The following is a 21,382-nucleotide window of genomic DNA, read 5'->3' on the forward strand; positions in this document are numbered from 1 at the left end:
GGAAGACGCGGCGATTCCGTTTCCGCTGAGCTAGTCGCAGCGCTTGCCGTCGATGGTGACGGCAAGCGCCTTGCCATTCCGGAAGTCCCCGCAGGCAAGACCGGTGGCATCGGTCAGGCGCATCGTCGTCTCCCCCGCGGATATCGTGATCCCGCCATTCTGCGAAACCGCTTCGACCGTGAGACGGGGCTTTTGCGCGGCAAGCACCGACAGGTCGATGCTGTCTTGGTCCGACTGGAAGTCGGTGATCTCTACTTTCCCCTGTTGGCCCGGTACGAAACGATCCTTCCCCGGCCCTCCGGTCATCTGTTGCGTGCCGGGGACCGCGATCAGAAGGTCATTTCCCGCGCCGCCGTCCAGCGTGCCGCTGCCCTCAAGGTGGTCGTTCCCCTTGCCGCCGGTCAGGAGGTTTTGGCCCTCGCTGTCGATCAGGACGTCGTCGCCACCCTGTCCATCCAGCGTGTCATCGCCCTGATCACCGAACAGGTAGTCGCCGCCATCTCCTCCGGCGATGCTGTCATTTCCAGAGCCGCCATAGATCAGGTCGGGCAAATCACTGCCAATGATCTGGTCGTCGCCGTCCAGCGCGAAGAACAGACCGTGCGGCGTCGCGATATTCGCGCCTTCCACCAGCCCCGTGCCTGACGCCAAAGCGACGCGGTCGGCCCCTGCGGTTCCGTAATGCTCCTCTGCGCCGGGCCGAGGCGCGGTTTCGTCGCGGATCCAGCCCCAATGCGCGAAAGCCGCGAGGTCGAGCAGCACCGACCACTGCCCGGTATCGCCTTTCTCGGGGATCAGGAAGGACGACCTGCGCCCGACAGGCGTCCACCATGACAGGCCGATGCCGTTATCGGCGAACCAGGGAAACTCTCGCGCCAGGTTGTACGAGGGTGCGACATCCGGATCCTGAGTGCCGGGATCCAGCAGGCTGGGCGAGGATTGCAGATGCGTCTCGGTCAGCAGGATGTCATTTCCCGGTTGCTTCAATGCGCCGATGCCCTTGCAGATTGCGCCGTGAAAGCGCTGCCCCGCGGGGTCGGGAACATCGGCGGCGACCCAGCCCGGATACATGTGGACGGACCAGATCAGCTTGTCGCCTGCCGCCTGTCGGATCGGGGCAAGATCTATCCGGCTGAACTGGGCCGATGCGCCAAGCCCACCGACAAGAATCCGCTTGCCGCCCCAATCCAGGTCCAAGATCAGGTCGTGCATGTGCTGGGCATAGATCTTTCCGGCCTTGGGGCTGCGGCCATAGGCCATCGGCTCGTTGATCAGCTCCCAGCCGACGACCGCGTCAAGGATGTGGTTGTTTTCCGGCTTGCGGAACCATTTCAGCATGACGTCCCAGTCATCGCGCACGTCGTTGATCTTCCAGTCACCGCGGGCCGAAGGATTGCGCAGCGCATTGGCCGGGCCGATGTCCCGCAGGCCCAGCTTGTGCGACTTGCGCGGTACACCGTCGGACAGGAAGCCGCCGGCCAGTTCACCGTCAGAATTCTGGATGATCAAGCCATAGCCGTACTTCGCGGCCAGTTCGGCGAAGGCTCGCCAGTCGCTGGCACGCTGCGGATTGTCGAGCGTCTCGGCATTCATGTCGAGACGGATCACGTTAACCTCGGGGAATGCTGTGCCCAGCACCGTCAGGAAGGATTCGGGCGGACCGCCCGTCTGCAGCACGACTCCGGTATCCGCCCGCCAGCTGACCATGTTCGCGATGCCCGGATCAGTGCCGCGGGTCGGGGGCAGGATCACCGGGGTTCCGTCCGCCGCTTGTGCGGGTTCGCCCGTTTCGGGATCCAGCAGCAGCGCGATCCGCTGCTTGCCGCTTGCGCCAAGGCGCCCCGCCGCAAGGCCGGGAAACCGCCTCGCCGCCTCGTCCGCGGGAACTTCGGTGATCTGGTACCCGCGCAGCGCAGGATCAAGCTGCCGCCCGTCCCGGGTACGAAGCCGAGAAGGGTCATCGACGACGTTGACATAGCGCGTCGCCAGCGAAACGACATTCCAGTCCGCGGTCTGAGAGTAGAAATGCGAGCTGTCGCAGTCCATTTGGGCCTCGAGGGGGTTGCAGCGATCGACGGAGGGGCGACCGGCTATGAGTTGTTGCCCGGCGAAACTGCCAGAACCGCGCCGCGTTCAAAAGCGGATCCGGTCGCTTGCCCATGGCTCGGCAGAACTTGGCCGGCGTGTCCTTTCTTGGGACGAATAGCGCGAAGGGGAAGTAAACGATTTTAACGATTTATCACCAATTGACGGCTCGTCATCCACGGCTGGTGCCTTCTGGCCGCGCAGGGTGGATTGCGGACCGGGCAGGGGATAGTATAAGCGCCGCGACAACACCCCAACCGCCGAAAGCGCCGTCATGTCTGCCACAGCCACAATGGTCGAGCATTTCGTGATTTCCGGCCGACTTGCGCCCGCGGCATTTCGGCCCTGGATCACGCGCCATGCGGGCAGGCTGGGGCTGAACGTCACCTTTCTGCACGAAACAGACCACCGTCTTGACCTGACCGTCGGCGGTCCTGCCGACCTGATCGACGCGATGGAACTGGGATGCAGCCTTGGACCGGCCGAAACCTGGGTGGAGGAGATCGAAAGACATCCCGTGCCCGAGTGAGTTCGATCCGCGCTTGCCAGTTTGCACATCGTTTCAGCAAATCGAACATATCGCAGCCTTTCAGGACGCTTTGGATTGCCAGCGCTTTCGGCAATCCTAGTGTCGCGCCACGCCAATAAGAGTCGCCTATGCCAAACTGGGTTCCAGCCGCCCTGTCCGCCGATCTTTCAATCGCCACCGCCATGCCGGCCAAGACCCCGCTGGGAGAACTTGCGATCTGGCGCGGCGGTTCGGGTCGCGTCTCGGCCTTTCACGACCGCTGCCCGCATCGCGGCATGAGATTGTCGCACGGCTTCGTGCGGGGCGAGATGCTGTCCTGCATCTATCACGGCTGGCGCTATGACGGGACCGGCCAGTGCCGCAAGATCCCCGCGCATCCCGACCTGGTTCCGCCCGCCGCCGTCCGCGCGGGCAGGCTTGCCTGCGTCGAGCAGGGCGGCCTGATCTGGGTCGCGGCCGAAGGGACCGAAACCGCGCCCCCCGAGGTCGGGGACGTCCTGCCGCTGCGCTCGATTGCTGTCGAGCGCCCGATTGCCGAGGTGGCGGCAGCCCTGGGCATCGACGGCCTGATGGGCAAGGTCAGCCTGCCGGGCTGCAAGGAAGCGCTGACACTTGCTTTGCTTGACGCGCAGGGGCGGACCGTTCTCCATGCCCTGATGCCGGAAGCGGATGCCGCGACGCGCATCGCGGCATCGCGTGCGCTGGAAGCCCTGCGTCGCGGGCTTGAAACCGAAACGACCGAGGCCGCCCAATGACCCGTGACATCGTGAACGAATGGTTTCCTGTCGCCATCGCCGCACTTCTTCCCACGGCTCCTGGCCGGGAAACGCTGCTGCTTGGGCAGGCGATCCGGATCACCGGGGTCGATGGCACCCCCGTGGTCGAGACGCTGGACGGACGCAAACTGCCGGTGAAGATCGCCTATGGGCATGTCTGGACCTCGCTTGGCGAACCGGGTGAGATATTCCCGCTGCCCGAAGCGACGCAGCCCGGTCGCAGGCTGGTAGACGTGGGCAGCGTGCGGGTGAAATGCTCGCCCCTTCGCGCGGTCGAGAACTTCCTCGACATCGCGCATTTCCCCTTCGTTCACACCGACATCCTGGGTTCCGAGCCTCATACCGAGGTCTATCGCTACGAAGTCCAGATCCGCGACGAGATCGACGAGGTCTGGGCGACCAAGGTGCGCTTCTATCAACCGCAGGCCGCCAAATCGGCCGAAGGCGGGACCGAGATCGAATACATGTACCGCGTGCCGCATCCGACCTGCTCGGTGCTTTACAAGACCTCGCCGCCCAGGCCGGGGGAATGGGACGTCATTACCCTTTTCGTGCAGCCGCTGACCGAGGAACTGTGCGAGGTCTGGCCCTGGATGGCGCTGTTCGACGACGAAACCTCGATGGCCGAACTGATCCATTTCCAGCAGATGATCTTCATGCAGGACCGTTCGATCCTTGAAAACCAGTTGCCGCGCAAGCTGCCGCTGGATCCCGGCATGGAGACGCCGACGCGCGCCGACATGACCTCGATCGCCTATCGCCGCTGGCTCAAGCGGAATGGCATTTCCTATGGCGCGCAGCTGGTGGCAGCATGATCCTTTACGATTACATCCTTTCCCCCGAATGCTATACCGCGCGGCTTATGGCGGCGCTGCTGGGCAAGCGGTTTGAACAGGTGGCCGTGGATTTCCACCCCGGCGCGGAACATCGCGGCGCGGCCTTTCGCCAGATCAACCCGGCCGGGAGCATCCCGGTTCTGGTCGACGGGCCGCTGACCCTGACCGAGCCTGCGGCGATCTTGAACCATCTTGTGGCGGATGCGCCCGAATGGCTGGGGCAGGGGCCCTTGGTTCAGGAGTGGCTGGCCCGAGCGACCCATCTTGCCGCCAGCCTTGGCGGCGCGCGCGCGCACGAGATGCTGGGTCAGCCCGGCGATCTTGACCGGTTGCAGGCGGATGGGATCATGTGGCTGCGGATCCTTGAAGCTGCGCTGACCGAGGCGAGGATCAACGGTCATGCCTTCCTGACCGGGCCCGCGCCGACCATCGCCGATATTGCCGTCTTTCCGCATGTGGCGCTTGCCCCCGATGGCGGGGTCAGCCTGGACGATTACCCTGCGATCCGGCTGTGGCTGCGGGCGGTCCGCTCGCTTGAGGGCTTTATCGAGATGCCGGGCATCCACCGCCTGCACGATCTCAGCCCAGAGCCGAACAACGAGATCGGCGGCGATCCGGTGGTCGCGTCCGCATGACTGGCGCGATCCTGTTTCGCAACTGCGCCGCCATTGTGCCCTCGTCCGGGGCTGCGGTCCTGCGCGACGCGGATCTGCTGACGCAGGGACCGGCCATCGCAGCCATTGGCAAGAACCTGGCCGCGCCGGACGGCGCGCGCGTGATCGATGCGAGCGGTTGGTTTCTTTACCCCGGTCTCGTCAATACGCATCACCACTTCTTCCAGACCTTTGTGCGCAACCGGGTCGAACTGGACTGGACGCGGCTGTCGCTGATCGAGTGGCTGGACACGATCTATCCGATCTTCGCCCGGCTGACCGAGGATTGCTTCTATCACAGCTCGGTCACTGCAATGGCCGAGCTGATCAAGCATGGTTGCACGACCGCCTTTGACCACCAGTATTGCTTTCCGCGCCACGCCGGCGGCCGGATCGTCGACCGCCAGTTCGAAGCGGCCGAGCTTCTGGGGATGCGGTTCCATGCGGGGCGGGGTGGGAATACCCTGCCGAAATCCGAAGGCTCGACCATCCCCGACGAGATGCTTGAGACGACGGATGGCTTCATCGCCGATTGCGCGCGCCTGATCGACACCTATCACGACGCAGATCGCTTTTCGATGCGCCAGGTCGCGGTCGCGCCCTGCCAGCCTGTCAATTGCTACCGCGAAACGTTTGCCGAGTCGGTGCGCCTTGCCCGCGACAAGGGCGTGATCCTGCACACCCATGCCGGCGAAGGTGAAAGCCCGGTGATCGAGGCGCGCTTTGGTCTGCGCAGCATCGACTATCTCGAACAGTTGGGCTTTGCCGGGCCCGACAGCTTCTATGCCCATTGCTGGGAACTGACCCGGTCCGAGATCGCAAGTCTTGCCGCCAGCGGCACCGGCGTCTCGCATTGCCCCGAACCGGTCTATCTGGTCGGGGCGGAAGTGACCGACATTCCGGCCATGGCCGCGCAGGGCGTGCGGTTGAGCCTTGGGGCGGATGGCGCGGCCTCGAACGACAATTCGAACCTGATGCACTGCATCCATTCCGGCTACATGCTGCAATGCCTTGCCGCGTCGGGTCGCGACAACCCGGTGCCGTTGCCCGCCGAGTTCCTGGGCTATGCGACGCAGGGTGGCGCCTCGTGCTTGGGGCGTGACGATATCGGCCGGCTCGAACCCGGCATGGCGGCGGACCTGTTCGCCATCGACACCCGGCGCATGGACTATATCGGCACGCGCCACGACCCCCACAGCCTGATCGCCAAGGTCGGCGTCGGGATGCCGACCGACCTGACCATGATCAACGGCCGCATCGTCTGGGAGAATGGGGAATTCCCCGGCCTGGACGAGCAGAAGTTGTTCGCGGAAGCCGAAACCGTTCTGAATTCAACACTTTTCTGAAGGAAAAGCCCGGAAATGACCCAAACCCGCCGTCAGTTTCTGACCACCGGCGCAGCGCTTGCCAGCGCCGCGAGCCTTGGCCTTGCCCATAAGGCCCATGCGGCGGACCCGCTGGGCGTCACGCTGGTCGCACCCTCGCCCCTGGGCGACGTGGGTTGGACCCATTCGCTGGTCGCGGGGCTTGAGAAGGCCAAGGCCGAGCTGGGCAGCCCGATCAACATCACCGTTCTGGACAGCATCGGCGACGGTCCCGATGCCGACCGGATTTTCCAAAAGACGGTGTCGGACGGCAACAAGGTCCTGATCGCGGGTTCCTTTGGCTATCAGAACGCCGCGCTGCAACTGGCGCGCCGCTTTCCCGACGTCTCGGTCATCCATGCCTCGGGCTATCAGACCGCGCCGAACCTTGCGAACTTCGCCGCGAAGAACTTCGAGGGCACCTATCTGCTGGGCATGGCCGCGGCGTCGCTGACCAAGTCGAAGAAGATCGGTTCGGTCTCGGCCTTCGCCATTCCCGAACTTATCACATCGATCAACGCCTTCGCACTGGGCGCACGCGCCATCGACCCCGAAGTCGAGGTTTCGGTCGTCTGGGTGAACTCGTGGTTCGACCCGGCCAAGGAACAATCGGCCGCGAAGGCCCTGATCGCGCAGGGCGTGGATGTCATCTTCTCGAACGCGCAGGATACGCCTTCGGTGGTGGCCGCCTGTGAAGAGGCGGGCGTCTATGTCGGCAACCTCAATTCGTCGATGAAGGCCTATGCGGCGACGAAATACCTGGGTGTGGCGGATACCGACTGGTCGCCCTATTTCAAGGCCGAGATCGAGGCGCATCTGTCCGGCACCTTCAAGGGTGCGGGCCACTGGCTGGGCATGAAGGACGGCGTGGTCCGGCTTCTGGATCTCAGCCCCGATGTTCCCGCCGACGCCAAGGCCAAGATCGACGAGGCCGAGGCCGGGATGACCGCTGGCACCTTCAACCCCTTCACCGGCCCGATCAAGAATGCCGCCGGTCAGGAAGTGGTCGCCGCCGGTGCCGTCATGCCGGATGAGCAGGTGCTGGCGATGGATTATCACGTCGAAGGCGTCGTCACGCCGCTGCCGAAGTAATGCAGCCGCTTCTGCGCCTCAGGGGTGTGTCGAAAACCTATGGTCAGGTGGCCGCGAATGCGGCCATCGACCTCGACGTCATGCCGAATTCGATCCACGCCATCCTGGGCGAGAATGGTGCCGGCAAATCGACGCTGATGAAACTGATCTACGGCGTCGAGACAGCAGACGAAGGCAGCATGGAGTGGAATGGCCAGCCCGTTCGCCCCGGTTCGGCTGCCGAGGCGCGGGCTTTGGGTATCGGCATGGTCTTTCAGCACTTCTCGCTGTTCGAGACCCTCACCGTGGTCGAGAACATCGCGCTGGTCGTGCCGGGCCGCAAGGCCGCGATCGCCGCGCGTGTGCGCGAACTTGGCGCGCGCTACGGGCTTGAGGTCAACCCTGCGGCTTTGGTCCATTCCCTGTCGGTGGGCGAACGTCAGCGGGTCGAGATCCTGCGCTGCCTGATGCTTGAGCCGCGGCTTCTGATCCTGGACGAACCGACCTCGGTCCTTGCCCCGCAGAATGTCGAACTGCTGTTCCAGACCCTGCGGCGCCTGCGCGATAGCGGGGTTTCGATCCTGTTCATCTCGCACAAGCTGGAAGAAATCCGTGCGCTTTGTGACCGGGCGACCATCCTGCGCGGCGGCCGCGTCACTGGCGAGGTCGATCCCCGGGATCACAGCGCGCATGCGCTGGCGACGCTGATGATCGGGCGCGCGATGCCTCAACCGTTGCCCGCCGAACCCATTGCGCCGGGCGACGCCCTGCTGCAGATCACGGGGCTGACCTGTGTTCCCGACGATCCTTTTGGCGTCACGCTGTCGGTTCCGTCCCTGCAGGTCCGCGCGGGCGAGATCGTGGGCATTGCCGGGGTTTCCGGGAACGGCCAGCGCGAACTTGCCGCCCTGATTTCGGGTGAAGACAGGCTGCCCCAGGGCGACGCAATCCGCATCAAGGCTCGACCGGTCGGGCGGATGGGCACGTCGGCCCGCCGCAAGCTGGGCTTCGCCTTTGTCCCCGAGGATCGGCTGGGCCGGGGTGCCGTGCCCGACATGTCCCTGGCCGACAATACGCTGCTGACCGCGCATCGGCGCGGTTTGGTCCGGCATGGTCTGATCGACCGCCGGCGCGAGGCTGCCTTCACCAACAGCTGCATGACCGATTTCGACGTCCGTGCCTCTGGCCCGGAGGCCGAGGCCGGGTCGCTTTCCGGTGGCAACCTGCAAAAGTTCATCATGGGTCGGGAAATCATGCTGGAGCCCGATCTGCTGTTCGTCGCCCAGCCGACTTGGGGCGTCGATATCGGCGCCGCCGCCCAGATCCGCCGTCGCCTGGCCGCCATGCGCAATGCAGGCAAGGCGATACTGGTCATTTCCGAGGAGCTGGAAGAACTGTTCGAAATTTGCGACCGGCTGCATGTCCTGCATCACGGCCATCTGTCGCCGTCCTTGCCACTGCCCGAAACTAGCGCCGAGGAAATCGGCGAATGGATGATCGGGGCAAGGGGGGCAAACCATGCGGCTTAGCCTGATCCGGCGCGAACGCGCCTCGGCCCGGGCGGCGGTAATCGCGGCTCTTCTTGCGCTGCTTCTCAGCATCCTGACCAGCGCGGTGCTGTTCGCCATTCTGGGCGTGCCGCCACTGAAGGCGCTTTACGCCATGCTGATCGAGCCGTTCCAGAACTGGAGCAGCTTTTCCGAGATCCTGCTGAAGACCGGCCCCTTGCTGCTGATCGCGCAGGGGTTGGCCATCGGCTATCGCGCGAAGGTCTTCAACATCGGGGCCGAGGGCCAGCTGATCCTTGGCGCGATCTTCGCCTCGGCGATCCCGATCACGTTTCCGACCGCGGCGGGCTGGTGGGTCTGGCCGCTGATGATGGTGCTGGGCGCGCTTGGCGGTCTGCTTTGGGCGGTGGTTCCGGCATTCTGGCGCAGCCGCCTGAATGCCAGCGAGATCCTTGTGACCCTGATGATGAGCCTGGTTGCGGCCCAGCTTCTGAACTACATGCTGCTGGGGCCGTGGAAGGATCCGGCCGGGTTCAACTTTCCGCAAAGCATCATGTTCCAATGGGATGCGATGCTGCCGACCCTGCTGCCGGGGACGCGGGTCAACATCTCGCTTCTGTTTGCGTTGGCGGCGAGCCTGGCGGCCTGGCTTTACATGCAGCGCAGCTTTGGCGGCTATCGCCTGCTGGTCGGGGGGCTTGCCCCTCGGGCGGCGGGCTATGCCGGCTTTTCCGAAAGCCGCGCGATTTGGATCTCGCTGCTGATCGGCGGTGCCGCAGCCGGACTGGCCGGGGCCGCCGAGGTTGCCGGGCCCATCGGCCAGCTGCAACGCTCGGTCTCGGGCGGCTATGGCTATTCCGCGATCATCGCCGCCTATCTGGGCGGGTTGCATCCGATCGGGATGATCTTTTCGTCCTTCCTGCTGGCGGCGCTGTTCATCGGCGGCGACAGCGCGATGGTTTCTGCGGGCCTGCCTGTCGCGGCAGTCCGCGTCGTCCAGGGGCTGCTGCTGGTCTTTTACCTGGGTGGGCTGACCTTCATCCGTTATCGGCTGGTCATTGCAAGGACGGCAGAAGCATGAGCGTCCTTGAATTCATCATCTCGGGAATGCTGGCGGCGGCGACGCCGTTCCTGCTGGCCGCGCTTGGCGAGCTGGTCGTCGAGCGCTCGGGCGTTCTGAACCTTGGGGTCGAGGGCATGATGGCGCTTGGCGCCGCGATTGCCTTCATCACGGTGCATATGGGCGCGGGACATCTGGCCGGCTTTATCCTCGGCGCCATCGGCGGCGCGGCGCTGTCGCTGATCTTTGCCGTGCTGGTCCTGTGGCTTCGGGCCAATCAGGTTGCTGCGGGGCTGGCCATCGGCATCCTGGGCCTCGGACTCGCAGCGCTGGTCGGAAAACCCTATGAAAGCATGACGATCACGGGGCTGAAACCGATTGCCATTCCGGGCCTGTCCGACATTCCCGTGGTCGGGGGGATTTTCTCGCAGGATATCGTCGTCTGGCTGGCCTTGGTCGCGACATTTGCGATCTGGTGGATGTTCCGGGCGACCCGGCTGGGGCTGCTGATCCGCGCCGTGGGTGAAAACCCCCATGCCGCCCATGCCATCGGCACGCGCGTTCTGGCGCTTCGCCTGGCGGCCATCGCCTTTGGCGGGGCAATGGCGGGAATCGCGGGGGCCTATGCCTCGACCGTCTACACCCCGATGTGGGCCGATGGCATCATTGCGGGCCGAGGCTGGATCGCGCTTGCGCTGGTGGTCTTCGGGACCTGGATGACCGGACGGGTCTTCCTGGGCGCTTGCCTGTTCGGGGCGCTGTCGCTGGCCGAACTGACCGGACAGGCGGTCGGTTGGCAATTGCCGTCGCAACTGCTGGCGAGCCTGCCCTATCTTGTCACCATCGTGGTGCTGGGCGTGATCTCGTCGAACCGCAACCGGATGCGGCTGAATTCGGTCGCCTCGCTGGGCGAACCGTTCGAGCGCTGACTTTCGCCCGACCGTGTCATTGCAGGCAGGTCCCTGCAATGACGCGGTCGGCGTTTCAGCTTGCCGCGCTCAGCACGCCGCGGCGGATCTGGTCCTGTTCGATCGACTCGAACAATGCGCGGAAGTTGCCCTCGCCAAAGCCATCGTCGCCCTTGCGCTGGATGAACTCGAAGAAGATCGGGCCGATTACCGTTTTCGAGAAGATCTGCAGCAGGATCCGCGTCTCGCCGCCCCCCACGACGCCTTCGCCGTCGATCAGGATGCCGTGCCGCTTCATGTGCTCGACGGGTTCGTCATGGCCTTTCACGCGGGCATGCGACATCTCGTAATAGGTGTCGGGCGGTCCGGGCATGAACTTCATGCCGGCTTCGCTGATCTTGTCGGTGCCGGCATAGATGTCTTCGGTCGCGATGGCGATATGCTGGATGCCTTCGCCCTTGTAGCGGCGCAGGTATTCCTCGATCTGGCTGTGGTCATCGGTCGACTCGTTGATCGGAATGCGGATCTTGCCGTCGGGAGAGGTCAGGGCACGGCTGACCAGCCCGGTCTGCTTGCCCTTGATGTCGAAATACCTGATCTCGCGGAAGTTGAACGTGTCGTGGTAGAACTTGTACCAGGTATCCATGTTGCCGCGGATCACGTTATGGGTCAGGTGATCCAGATAATAGAAGCCGAAGCCTTCGGGCTTGGGATCGGGCTGGTCCAGCCAGTCGTAATCCGCCGTATAGGCACTGCCCGTCTCGGCATAGCGGTCGATGAAATACAGAAGCGAGCCACCGATCCCGATCACCGCCGGGGCCTCGATCGACTTGCCCGGTCCGGTATATTCCTGCGCGCCCAGTTCCAGCGCGCGTTTCAGCGCGACCGCGGCATCCACGACGCGCCAGGCCATCGCGGGGGCGCAGGGACCGTGCCTGCCGACGAAATCGGCGGCATGGCTGTGCGGATCGGCATTCAGCAAATAGTTGATGTCACCCTGCCGATACAGGGTGATGTCCTTGGTCTTGTGCCGTGCCACCGGGACAAAACCCATCTGGCGAAAGATCACGTCCAGCCGCGCCGGGTCGGGATGGGCGAACTCGACGAATTCGAACCCGTCCGTGCCGGCGGGATTGTCCTGGCTGATGGTGGCCTTGGGGGCGTCATGCGGAAAGGGACCCATGATCTCCTCCTGTCCTTGATTGGGTTCTTGGTCTTTTCCAGCGTCTCATTTGTGGCGCGCTCACAGCTTGCAAAGCGCGCGGATATGGCTCTCAATATGCACGGATTGTGCAGAAATCCGGCTGTTGGTGCGTGAAATGGAACTGGATCGCTTTGATATCGCCATTCTTGCGGCATTGACCCGCGACGGCGCGATGACCAATGCCGCGCTGGCCGAGGTGGTGAACCTGTCGGCCTCGCAATGCTCGCGCAGGCGGGCGGCGCTGGAACAGGCTGGCGTGATCGAGGGGTATTCCGCCCGCCTGAATGCGGCGAAGCTGGGCTATGGGCTACGCGCAATCATCCGGGTCAACCTGTCCAGCCACGGCCAGCGGAAAGAGGATGACTTTGCCCGGTTTGTGGCCAGCCACCCGCAGATCCGATCAGCCTTTTCGGTTTCGGGCGATGCGGATTACGTCTTGGACGTGCGGGTTCCCGACCTCGAGGCCTTTGCCGATTTCGTCCACCGTCACCTTTTGCCCCATCCCCAGGTGTCGCAGGTGCGATCGGAAATCGTCCTGCGCACGCTGAAGGAGGATCGCGGCGTCACGCCCCTTGGTGCAGCGACCCCGCCCTGAGCCGGGAGTTCACGACCGTGGCACGTTGCGGCGCAATTCGTCCAGCCACACGTCGGCCACGCTGTCGGACGGCGCGCGCCAGTCGCCCCGCGGGCTGAGCGACCCGCCGGCGGAAACCTTGGGCCCGTTCGGCAAGGCCGAGCGTTTGAACTGGCTGGTCTGGAAATAGCGGAACAGGAAGCTTTCCAGCCAATGCGTGATCTGCGCCAGGTCATAGGCATGCCGCTTGTGCAGGGGAAACGCCTCGGGCCAGGTGCCACGGCCAGCATCGTTCCAGGCCTGCCAGGCAAGGAAGGCAACCTTCGAGGGCGCGAAGCCATGTCGCAGGATGTAATACAGGAAGAAGTCGTTCAGCTCGTAAGGGCCGATCCGGGCTTCGGTGCTTTGCATTGCCTGATCCTTGCCAGCGGGGACGAGCTCGGGCGAAATTTCGGTATCCAGGATCGACTGAAGCACCTCGGCCGTGGGTGCGTCGAATTGCGCGGTCTGGATGCACCAGCGGATCAGGTACTGGATCAGCGTCTTGGGAACCCCGGCATTGACTCCGTAGTGGCTCATCTGGTCGCCGACGCCATAGGTGCACCATCCCAGCGCCAGTTCGGACAGATCGCCGGTGCCGATGACGAAACCGCTGCGCTGGTTGGCCAGACGGAACAGGTAATCGGTCCGAAGCCCGGCCTGCACATTTTCGAAAGTGACATCATAGACTGCCTCACCATTGGCGAACGGGTGGCCCATGTCGGCCAGCATCTGGCGGGCGGCGGGACGGATGTCGATTTCGGCAGCGGTCACGCCCATTGCACGCATCAGCCGCCAAGCGTTCGAGCGTGTGCCCTCGGAGGTCGCGAAGCCCGGCATGGTGAAGGCCAGGATGCGGTCACGTGGCAAACACAGGCGGTCGCAGGTCCGCGCGGCGACGATCAGGGCATGTGTCGAATCCAGCCCGCCCGAAACCCCGATCACCATATGGCTGCCGCCCGTGGCCTCGAACCGGCGGCGCAGGCCGTCGACCTGAATGTTGAAGGCCTCGTAGCAATCCTGGTCCAGGTGGCTTTGCCGGTTCGGGACAAAGGGAAATCGGCGAAGCGGACGGATCAACCCCGCATCCGCGCCATGCGGCCGATGCTCAAAGGCGACGCGGCGAAAGGACGGCACGCGGAACCCAGCCGCATCGGCAAAGCTGCCGGTGCGCCGGCGCTCGGACTGGATGCGGCCCGTATCCACATCCGCGACGGCCAGTTGAGGCTCGGTTGGAAAGCGCGCGGATTCTGCCAGCAGGTCGCCCATCTCATAGACGAAGCCCTGCCCATCCCAGGCCAGGTCGGTCGTGCTTTCCCCCGGTCCGGCCGCTGAATAGGCATAGGCCGCGATCGCCCGCATCGACTGGGACCGGGCCAACAGGTGACGGTCCGAGGATTTGCCGATGACGATGTTCGAGGCAGAAAGATTCGCAAGGATCAGCGCCCCAGCCATTGCCGCGTCGCCCGAGGGCGGGGCAGGGGTCCACAAATCCTCGCAGATCTCGACATGAAGGCTCAGGCCCGGCAGGTCGCTTGCCTGAAAGATCAGGTCGGTTCCAAAGGGCGCGCTTTGCCCCGCCACCCGGATTTGCTGGCCGACCACGCCACGGCCATGCGAGAACCACCGTTTCTCATAAAATTCGCGATAGTTCGGCAGATAGGATTTCGGCACGACCCCCAGAAGATGACCGCGTGAAATGACCAGCGCGCAGTTGTACAGGCGGTCGCCATCCCGGATCGGCGCGCCAACCAGAAGCATGGGGGCAAGCTCCGCGCTTTCCGCGATGATCCGTTGGGCCGCGTCCTCGACCGCCTGCAGCAGGGCATCCTGCAGGTGAAGATCGTCAATGGCATAGGAAGACAGGCAAAGCTCGGGACAGACCAGCAGGTCGGCCCGCGCCTCGTCGGCTCGCCGCGCCTCGGCCAGGATGCTGTCGCAGTTGAAGGTCACGTCTGCCGGGCGGACGCGGGGTGTGCTGGTGGCGACCCGGACGAAGCCGTGGCGGTGCATGGCGAAAAACTGGCCGGGGGCGTCGGGGGTCATCGATCTTCCTTTCGGTCCGCTGCATTCGGGCGCGCAGCGCCAGAACAGCGCATTCATGCATTCAGGGAAAGGTGCATGAGCAATGCGCGGGCGGATAGGGGCTGATGCAAACTGTGGCAGCGCAAAGGGGGTTCCTGCATTCGCATGATAGTTTCATGGAACCAATTCCCGATCCGGGCGTCTAGGGTTGGCCCCTCTTCCCATCACCGGAGATCGAAATGCCGCGCCTCGACTTCCTGATTGCTGCCTCTACCTCGCTTTTTCTGTCCGCGATGCCGCTTGCGGCGCAAGATATCGTCGTCTCCTCCAAGATCGATACCGAGGGTGGCCTGTTGGGCAACGTGATCCTGCTGGCGCTGCGCGATGCCGGATTGCCTGTTCAGGACCGGTTGCAGCTTGGTGGCACCCCGATCGTGCGCGATGCCATCGTCGCGGGGCAGATCGACATCTATCCGGAATATACCGCGAACGGTGCCTTCTTCTTCAACGAGGCTGACAGCGATGTCTGGAAGGATGCGGCCAAGGGTTATGCCCGCGTGGCCGAGCTGGACAAGGCGCAGAACGACATCGTCTGGCTTGAGCCGGCGCCCGCGAACAACACCTGGGCCATTGCGGTGCGGCAGGATGTGGCGACCGCGAACGGGTTGACCACTATGTCGGATCTGGGTCAGTGGATCGCGGGCGGTGGCGAGATCAAGCTGGCGGCATCGACCGAATTCGTGACATCGCCCGCGGCGCTGCCCGCCTTTCAAACGACCTATGGCTTTACCCTGAAGCCTGAACAGTTGGTGCAGCTGGCGGGCGGGGACACCGCGGCGACCATTGCGGCGGCGGCGCAGCAGACCTCGGGGGTGAATGCGGCCATGGTCTATGGCACCGATGGCGCAATTGCCGAGGCGGGGCTTCTGGTGATGGAGGATGACAAGGCCGTCCAGCCTGTCTATGAGCCCGCGCCGATCATCCGCGCCAAGGTGCTCGCCGCCCATCCCGAGATCAAGGAGGTACTGGCCCCGATCTTCCAGGCGCTGACCCTTCAGACCTTGCAGACACTGAACGGCCGCATTCAGGTCGGGGGCGAACCGGCCGCCGATGTCGCCAAGGATTTCATGACCGAGGCCGGGTTCCTGAAATAAGCCACGATGTCGCGCCCCGGCATCCTGTTCGCCATCATCGGGCTTTTCGGGCTGATCCTGCCACTGGTCCAGTTCAAGCCGAACCGGATCGTGGCCGGGCAGGGCATTCCCCTGTTCTCCTCGTTCCCCGACGGTGCGTTCTTCACCGGTGCGCTGGCGATCATGCTGCTTGCGGGGTGCTGTGGGCGCTGGCGGGTGGCGTGGCGGTTGCTTGCCGCGGCGCTTGGCCTGCTGGCGGTGGTGGTGGCGCTTGGACTGGCGGCGGATCACCTGCCCCCGCCGGGGAACAGGTTGGCGCGGGTCGCGCCCGCCTCGGGCTTCTGGCTTTTGCTGCTGGCCTTCGGGCTGATGCTGGCCGAGGCGATCTCTCGCTTGCGTCCCACGCTGGCGCAGGGCTGGCTGATCCTTGCTCTGGCGGTGGCGCTGGGGGCGGGTCTGCTTGGATCCGGGCTGCTCGACGGGGTGTCGGTCATGAGGGAATATGCGGCCCGCCGTGACCCTTTCCTGCACGAGGCGCGGACCCATCTGCTTCTGGCCTTCGGTTCGCTGGCGCTTGCGCTGTTGGTCGGCTTGCCGCTGGGCGCGGCGATCTTTCAACGTCCCCGCTGGAGGGGCCCGGTCCTGGCGGTGCTGAACGTGTTGCAGACCATCCCTTCGCTTGCGCTGTTCGGGATCATGATCCCGATTCTGGGCTGGGTGGCTGCGACCTTGCCGGGTGCGGCGCGGCTGGGCGTGTCGGGGATCGGCATTTTTCCGGCCATGCTGGCGTTGTTCCTGTATTCCTTGCTGCCGGTGGTGTCGAACACCGTCGCCGGGTTGGCGGGAGTGCCCGCCCCTGCGCGCGAGGCTGCGGCAGGTCTGGGCATGACCCGGCATCAGATCCTGCTGCAGGTGCTTGCGCCACTGGCGCTACCGGCTTTGCTGGCGGCGGTTCGGATCGTGCTGGTCCAGAATATCGGCTTGGCGGTCATTGCGGGTCTGATCGGCGGCGGCGGATTCGGCACCTTCGTCTTTCAGGGGCTGAACCAGACCGCGATGGACCTAGTGCTGTTGGGTGCGCTGCCGACCATCGCCCTGGCGCTGCTGGCGGGGATCGTCATGGACCTGCTGGTCCAACTGAGTAAAGGCGGGGGACAGACCGCATGATCGAGCTTCGCGGCCTGACCCGGACCTATGACGGCGTCGCGGTCGTCGATGATGTCAGCCTGACGGTACCAAGCGGAGAGATCGCGACCCTTGTCGGAACCTCGGGATCGGGCAAGACCACCTTGCTGCGGATGATCAACCGCCTGGTTGAGCCGGATGCGGGCATGGTCCTGATAGATGGCGTCGACACGCGCACCGTGCCCGTCCATGATCTGCGGCGCAGGATCGGCTATGCAATCCAGGGCGACGGCCTTTTCCCGCATCGGACGGTGGCGCGCAACATTGCGACCGTGCCCCGGCTGCTGGGCTGGCCGAAGGCACGCATCGACGCCCGGATCGACGAATTGCTGACCTTGTTTCAGCTTGATCCCGCGACCTTTCGCGACCGGATGCCGCATCAATTGTCGGGCGGTCAGGCGCAGCGCGTCGGAGTGGCGCGGGCGCTGGCGGCACGGCCGGACCTTTTGCTGATGGATGAACCCTTTGGTGCACTTGACGCCATGATCCGCGCGCAGGCGCAGACCGACCTGCGCCAGATCCAGCGCCAACTGGGGACGACGATCATTCTTGTCACGCATGACATCGAAGAGGCCGTGCGGCTGGGTGATCGCATGGCGGTCATGGATCGGGGCCGCATCCTGCAGCACGACCGTCCCGGCATGGTGCTGAGGCATCCCGCCTCGCCATTCGTCGCGCGAATGTTGGGCACGACCGAGCGCGCTTTCCGACTGCTCTCCTTGTCCACGGTTGCGGGGATCGCGACGCAAGGCAGCGCTCCCGGTCCAGCGATTCACCCCGAGACGACCCTGCGCGACGCTTTGGCCGAATGCCTGTGGAGCGGACGCGAGGCGTTGCCCATCCAAGGGGGTGGGATTGTCACCCTTGCGGCGCTGCGGGCAAGTGCCGCGCAGCAGGCGCCGGAATGATCGGTCGCCTGATCCTGGCGCTTGCCGTCGTTTTTGTGGCGGCGTTTCTGATGATGCCCGAGGCATTCGCGCCGCTGTTCCGCCCGCTGACCCGGAACGGCGCACCGCCCATCTATGGCCAAAGCAGCCTGCTGGCGCTGACCCTGTCCCATCTTGGCATTGTCGCGGTGGCCGTCGCGGCCTCGACCCTGGTGGCGGTGGCGCTGGCTGTGCTGGTCACGCGACCCGCCGGGCGCGAGTTCCTGCCGCTGGCGCGAACCGTTACCGCGGTTGGGCAGACCTTCCCCCCTGTTGCAGTGCTTGCGCTGGCGGTGCCCGTCCTGGGATTCGGAACCGCGCCGACGCTGGTCGCATTGTTCCTGTATGGCCTGCTGCCGGTCTTTGAAAACGCGCTGGCAGGGCTGACCCTTCAGCCCCCGGCGGTGGCCGAGGCCGCACGCGCGATGGGTCTGACCCCTCGCCAACGCTTGTGGCAGGTCGACCTGCCGCTGGCGTTGCCGATGCTGCTGGCGGGGATGCGGCTGAATGCCGTGATCTCGCTTGGCACGGCCACCATCGGTTCCACGGTGGCGGCGCGGACCTTGGGAGAAGTCATCATCGCGGGACTTCTGTCGTCGAACACCGCCTTTGTCGTGCAGGGCGGCATGATTGTCGGCGTCATCGCGGTGTTGATCCACGCCGGCTTCCAAGGGCTGGAGCGGATCTCTGCGGCGCGGGCGGGACATGTGGTGGCGGACTGAGGCAAGGAAAGGACATCCGATGGAAACCAGACTTCTTCACGACGCGGACGGACAGAGATCGCACGCGGTCATCCTGCAGACTGGGGACGAGGCCATGACCTGCCTGCAAGATTTTGCGCGCGCGCAGGGGATCACGGCGGCGGGTTTTACCGCGATCGGCGCGTTCAGCCGCGCGACCCTTGCCTATTTCGACTGGCAGACCAAGACCTATCTGCCCATCGATGTTGATGAGCAGGTCGAGGTGGCGTCGCTGACCGGTGACATTGCACTGGACCCCACGGGACAGGCGGTCGTGCACATGCATGCGGTGCTGGGTCGTCGCGGAGGCGCTGCGTTGGCGGGTCATCTGCAACGGGGCCATGTTCGCCCGACCTTGGAGGTCATCCTGACGGAATCCCCGCGGCACCTGCGCAAGACCCTTGATCCCGCGACCGGGCTTGCCCTGCTGACCTCGGGCGCGGATCCGGCCTTGGGGCAGGGATGACAGGACGGTCCCTGCGCGCTATGGCGCAAACCCGGCGCGCATCGTAAGCAGGCCCGCGCGGGCCGCGACCGGGCCCAAAAGGCAGACGGATGAGGGCGCGATGGCGGATGACCAACTGATTGCCGGAATGCTTGACGGGCTTGCCCTGCGCTCGGCCTCGTTCATCGTGACGGTCTATGGCGATGTCGTGGTGCCGCGCGGTGGGGTGCTGTGGACCGGCACGCTGATCGAGATCTGCAAGCGCGTCGGTATCAGCGAATCCCTTGTCCGCACTGCCGTGTCGCGGCTTGTCGCTGCCAGGCGTCTGTCCGGCGTGCGGGCCGGGCGGCGCAGCTATTATCGGCTGGACGCCTCGGCGCAGAAAGAGTTCGACCAAGCGGCCGCGCTGCTTTATGCGCCCGATATTCCCCCCCGGGGCTGGCAGATCCTGCACGCCCCCGCCCTCGCCGAGGATGAGGCGCGGCACCTGCGCATGGGACGGATGGGCGGTCAGGTCTTTATCCGTCCAGATCGTGGGCAGCCCGCGCCGTTGGGCGCGGTGCTGTTTCATGCCGCCGATCCCGGCGACCCCTCTTCGCTGGCGAGTTACTGGGATTTGTCAGCTTTACAAGCGGGATATCGCAATATGCTTGCCCGGTTCGAACCCCTGGACCATCTGGCCGACCGGGGCGCGCTGTCTGATGCGGCCGCGCTGGCGGCACGGCTGCTCTTGGTTCACGACTATCGCAACGTCCTGCTGCGCGACCCCCGCCTGCCGGTCGAGGTGCTTCCCGCTGATTGGCAGGGTCATGTCGCCCGCGAGCTGTTCCGCACGCTATACACCCGGCTGACGCCAGGGGCAGAGCGTCATATCGCTGCCCGATTCGAAGGAATCGACGGCGCGTTGCCGGCCAGCACACCACTCAGCGCTGCCCGGCTTTCAAGCCTGAACTGAAAAAACAAAGATGGATCAAAGCACTGTGGGGTTCGGTTAAAACATCACACGATTGGATAAATTTATATTTTAATGTGACGTATCACAGCGTATAAGCTGACCAAGCGGTCGGTGAATTGGGGGATCCTTCGCCGACAGAATCAGGGAGTGGACATGCAGGAAGCCTTCATCTGCGACGCGGTTCGGACGCCCATTGGGCGCTACGGCGGGGCGCTGGCCACGGTTCGGGCGGACGATCTGGCGGCTCTGCCCTTGAAGGCGCTGATCGAGCGCAATCCCGGTGTCGATTGGTCCGCTGTCGATGACCTGATCTTTGGCTGCGCCAACCAAGCCGGCGAGGATAACCGCAATGTCGGCCGCATGGCCGTTCTGCTCGCGGGCATGCCCATCGGGGTTCCGGGCACCACGATCAACCGGCTGTGCGGGTCGGGCATGGATGCGGTTGGCATGGCCGCCCGCGCCATCCGGGCAGGGGATTGCGATTTCGTTCTGGCCGGCGGCGTCGAGTCGATGTCGCGCGCGCCCTTTGTCATGCCCAAGGCGGAAAGCGCCTTTTCGCGCAACAACGCGGTCTATGACACCACCATCGGCTGGCGCTTCATCAACCCCGCGATGAAAAAGCAATTCGGCGTCGATACGATGCCGCAGACCGCCGACAACGTGGCCGCCGATTTCGGCATCTCGCGCGAGGATCAGGACGCCTTTGCCGCCCGCAGCCAAGCCCGCTGGGCCGCCGCACAGCAGGCCGGGATCTTTGCCAAGGAGATCGTCCCGGTCAGCGTTGCGCAGCGCAAAGGCGACCCGATCATCGTCGCGGTTGACGAGCATCCGCGTCCCGGCACCACCGCAGAACAACTGGCCAAGCTCAAGGGCGTGAACGGCCCGGACCTGTCCGTTACTGCGGGCAATGCCTCGGGCGTGAACGATGGCGCTGCTGCGCTCGCGATCCTGTCGGGGGCTGCCGCCGAGAAGCAGGGCCTCACCCCCAAGGCCCGCATCGTCGCCATGGCCGCCGCCGGGGTCGAACCCCGCATCATGGGCATCGGCCCCGCGCCCGCCGCCCGCAAGGTTCTGGCACGCGCCGGTCTGACCATCGACCAGATGGACGTGATCGAGCTGAACGAGGCTTTCGCCAGCCAGGCACTTGCCACGCTGCGCGATCTTGGACTGCCGGATGACGCACCCCATGTTAACCCGAACGGAGGGGCCATTGCGCTTGGCCATCCGCTGGGCATGTCGGGCGCCCGGCTTGTGACCACCGCGATGTATCAGCTTCACCGGACCGGAGGGCGCTATGCCCTTTGCACCATGTGCATTGGCGTGGGGCAGGGCATTGCAATGATCATCGAACGCGTCTGACAGGAGG

The 21,382-nt window shown here is 64.7% G+C and carries 20 protein-coding genes; 17 read left to right on the forward strand and 3 right to left on the reverse strand.

Annotated elements, in window-relative coordinates; genetic code table 11:
- Positions 1-30: 30 nt before the first annotated feature.
- The gene (locus ACO2Q4_RS08965; protein WP_423318748.1) at positions 31-2,046 is read right to left on the reverse strand and encodes a cellulase family glycosylhydrolase; all 2,016 of its coding nucleotides are present in this window, start codon (positions 2,044-2,046) and stop codon (positions 31-33) included.
- Between the two features lie 313 nt (positions 2,047-2,359).
- Here ACO2Q4_RS08965 and ACO2Q4_RS08970 point away from each other — a divergent pair, with 313 nt between their 5' ends.
- The 9 genes from ACO2Q4_RS08970 to ACO2Q4_RS09010 all read left to right on the forward strand — a co-directional run bounded on the left by ACO2Q4_RS08970 (position 2,360) and on the right by ACO2Q4_RS09010 (position 10,811).
- Positions 2,360-2,614: an acylphosphatase gene (locus ACO2Q4_RS08970; protein ID WP_311759230.1), complete on the forward strand. Its 255-nt coding sequence runs from the start codon at positions 2,360-2,362 to the stop codon at positions 2,612-2,614.
- A 128-nt stretch (positions 2,615-2,742) separates the two neighbouring features.
- Positions 2,743-3,369 carry a Rieske 2Fe-2S domain-containing protein gene (locus ACO2Q4_RS08975; protein ID WP_423318750.1) on the forward strand — a complete coding sequence of 209 codons (627 nt, stop codon included), beginning with the start codon at positions 2,743-2,745 and terminating at the stop codon, positions 3,367-3,369.
- Positions 3,366-4,205: an aromatic ring-hydroxylating dioxygenase subunit alpha gene (locus ACO2Q4_RS08980; protein ID WP_395133080.1), complete on the forward strand. Its 840-nt coding sequence runs from the start codon at positions 3,366-3,368 to the stop codon at positions 4,203-4,205. Before ACO2Q4_RS08975 ends, ACO2Q4_RS08980 begins: the two co-directional genes overlap by 4 nt.
- The gene (locus ACO2Q4_RS08985; protein ID WP_423318752.1) at positions 4,202-4,861 is read left to right on the forward strand and encodes a glutathione S-transferase family protein; all 660 of its coding nucleotides are present in this window, start codon (positions 4,202-4,204) and stop codon (positions 4,859-4,861) included. Before ACO2Q4_RS08980 ends, ACO2Q4_RS08985 begins: the two co-directional genes overlap by 4 nt.
- Positions 4,858-6,225, forward strand: a complete 1,368-nt coding sequence (locus ACO2Q4_RS08990) for an amidohydrolase (RefSeq protein WP_423318753.1) — start codon at positions 4,858-4,860, stop codon at positions 6,223-6,225. The genes ACO2Q4_RS08985 and ACO2Q4_RS08990 overlap by 4 nt, the downstream gene beginning before the upstream one ends.
- 15 nt (positions 6,226-6,240) lie before the next feature.
- Entirely contained in the window at positions 6,241-7,335 is a 1,095-nt protein-coding gene (locus ACO2Q4_RS08995) for a BMP family ABC transporter substrate-binding protein (protein ID WP_423318755.1), read from the forward strand.
- Positions 7,335-8,843 carry an ABC transporter ATP-binding protein gene (locus ACO2Q4_RS09000; RefSeq protein WP_423318757.1) on the forward strand — a complete coding sequence of 503 codons (1,509 nt, stop codon included), beginning with the start codon at positions 7,335-7,337 and terminating at the stop codon, positions 8,841-8,843. The genes ACO2Q4_RS08995 and ACO2Q4_RS09000 overlap by 1 nt, the downstream gene beginning before the upstream one ends.
- Positions 8,833-9,903 (forward strand): ABC transporter permease, encoded by a 1,071-nt coding sequence (locus ACO2Q4_RS09005; protein WP_311759223.1) that lies wholly within the window; start codon positions 8,833-8,835, stop codon positions 9,901-9,903. Before ACO2Q4_RS09000 ends, ACO2Q4_RS09005 begins: the two co-directional genes overlap by 11 nt.
- Positions 9,900-10,811 carry an ABC transporter permease gene (locus ACO2Q4_RS09010; RefSeq protein WP_423318759.1) on the forward strand — a complete coding sequence of 304 codons (912 nt, stop codon included), beginning with the start codon at positions 9,900-9,902 and terminating at the stop codon, positions 10,809-10,811. The genes ACO2Q4_RS09005 and ACO2Q4_RS09010 overlap by 4 nt, the downstream gene beginning before the upstream one ends.
- Before the next feature lie 55 nt (positions 10,812-10,866).
- On the opposite strand, the gene hppD is transcribed toward ACO2Q4_RS09010, so the two are convergent.
- The gene (gene hppD / locus ACO2Q4_RS09015) at positions 10,867-11,973 is read right to left on the reverse strand and encodes a 4-hydroxyphenylpyruvate dioxygenase (protein ID WP_311759221.1); all 1,107 of its coding nucleotides are present in this window, start codon (positions 11,971-11,973) and stop codon (positions 10,867-10,869) included.
- Between the two features lie 136 nt (positions 11,974-12,109).
- Between hppD and ACO2Q4_RS09020 the strand changes: the two genes are divergently transcribed.
- Positions 12,110-12,589: an Lrp/AsnC family transcriptional regulator gene (locus tag ACO2Q4_RS09020; RefSeq protein ID WP_395133092.1), complete on the forward strand. Its 480-nt coding sequence runs from the start codon at positions 12,110-12,112 to the stop codon at positions 12,587-12,589.
- A gap of 9 nt (positions 12,590-12,598) precedes the next feature.
- Here ACO2Q4_RS09020 and ACO2Q4_RS09025 read toward each other — a convergent pair whose 3' ends face one another.
- The gene (locus ACO2Q4_RS09025; RefSeq protein ID WP_423318762.1) at positions 12,599-14,653 is read right to left on the reverse strand and encodes an NAD(+) synthase; all 2,055 of its coding nucleotides are present in this window, start codon (positions 14,651-14,653) and stop codon (positions 12,599-12,601) included.
- Positions 14,654-14,871: 218 nt separating this feature from the next.
- Between ACO2Q4_RS09025 and osmF the strand changes: the two genes are divergently transcribed.
- From osmF to pcaF, 7 genes are all read left to right on the forward strand, one after another.
- Entirely contained in the window at positions 14,872-15,786 is a 915-nt protein-coding gene (gene osmF / locus ACO2Q4_RS09030) for a glycine betaine ABC transporter substrate-binding protein OsmF (RefSeq protein WP_311759219.1), read from the forward strand.
- Positions 15,787-15,792: 6 nt separating this feature from the next.
- Entirely contained in the window at positions 15,793-16,932 is a 1,140-nt protein-coding gene (locus ACO2Q4_RS09035; protein WP_423318764.1) for an ABC transporter permease, read from the forward strand.
- On the forward strand, positions 16,929-17,858 hold the full coding sequence (locus tag ACO2Q4_RS09040) for an ABC transporter ATP-binding protein (protein ID WP_423318766.1): 930 nt from the start codon (positions 16,929-16,931) through the stop codon (positions 17,856-17,858). Before ACO2Q4_RS09035 ends, ACO2Q4_RS09040 begins: the two co-directional genes overlap by 4 nt.
- Complete coding sequence (locus ACO2Q4_RS09045; protein ID WP_423318768.1) at positions 17,855-18,598, forward strand: ABC transporter permease; 744 nt, start codon at positions 17,855-17,857, stop codon at positions 18,596-18,598. The genes ACO2Q4_RS09040 and ACO2Q4_RS09045 overlap by 4 nt, the downstream gene beginning before the upstream one ends.
- Before the next feature lie 19 nt (positions 18,599-18,617).
- Positions 18,618-19,082 (forward strand): PPC domain-containing DNA-binding protein, encoded by a 465-nt coding sequence (locus ACO2Q4_RS09050; protein WP_423318770.1) that lies wholly within the window; start codon positions 18,618-18,620, stop codon positions 19,080-19,082.
- A gap of 100 nt (positions 19,083-19,182) precedes the next feature.
- Entirely contained in the window at positions 19,183-20,016 is an 834-nt protein-coding gene (locus ACO2Q4_RS09055) for a PaaX family transcriptional regulator C-terminal domain-containing protein (RefSeq protein WP_423318772.1), read from the forward strand.
- 153 nt (positions 20,017-20,169) lie between these two features.
- Complete coding sequence (gene pcaF / locus ACO2Q4_RS09060; RefSeq protein ID WP_423318774.1) at positions 20,170-21,375, forward strand: 3-oxoadipyl-CoA thiolase; 1,206 nt, start codon at positions 20,170-20,172, stop codon at positions 21,373-21,375.
- Positions 21,376-21,382 lie beyond the last annotated feature (7 nt).

Origin of the sequence: Paracoccus sp. KR1-242 (assembly GCF_049446195.1) — a bacterium.
GTDB lineage: Bacteria > Pseudomonadota > Alphaproteobacteria > Rhodobacterales > Rhodobacteraceae > Paracoccus > Paracoccus broussonetiae.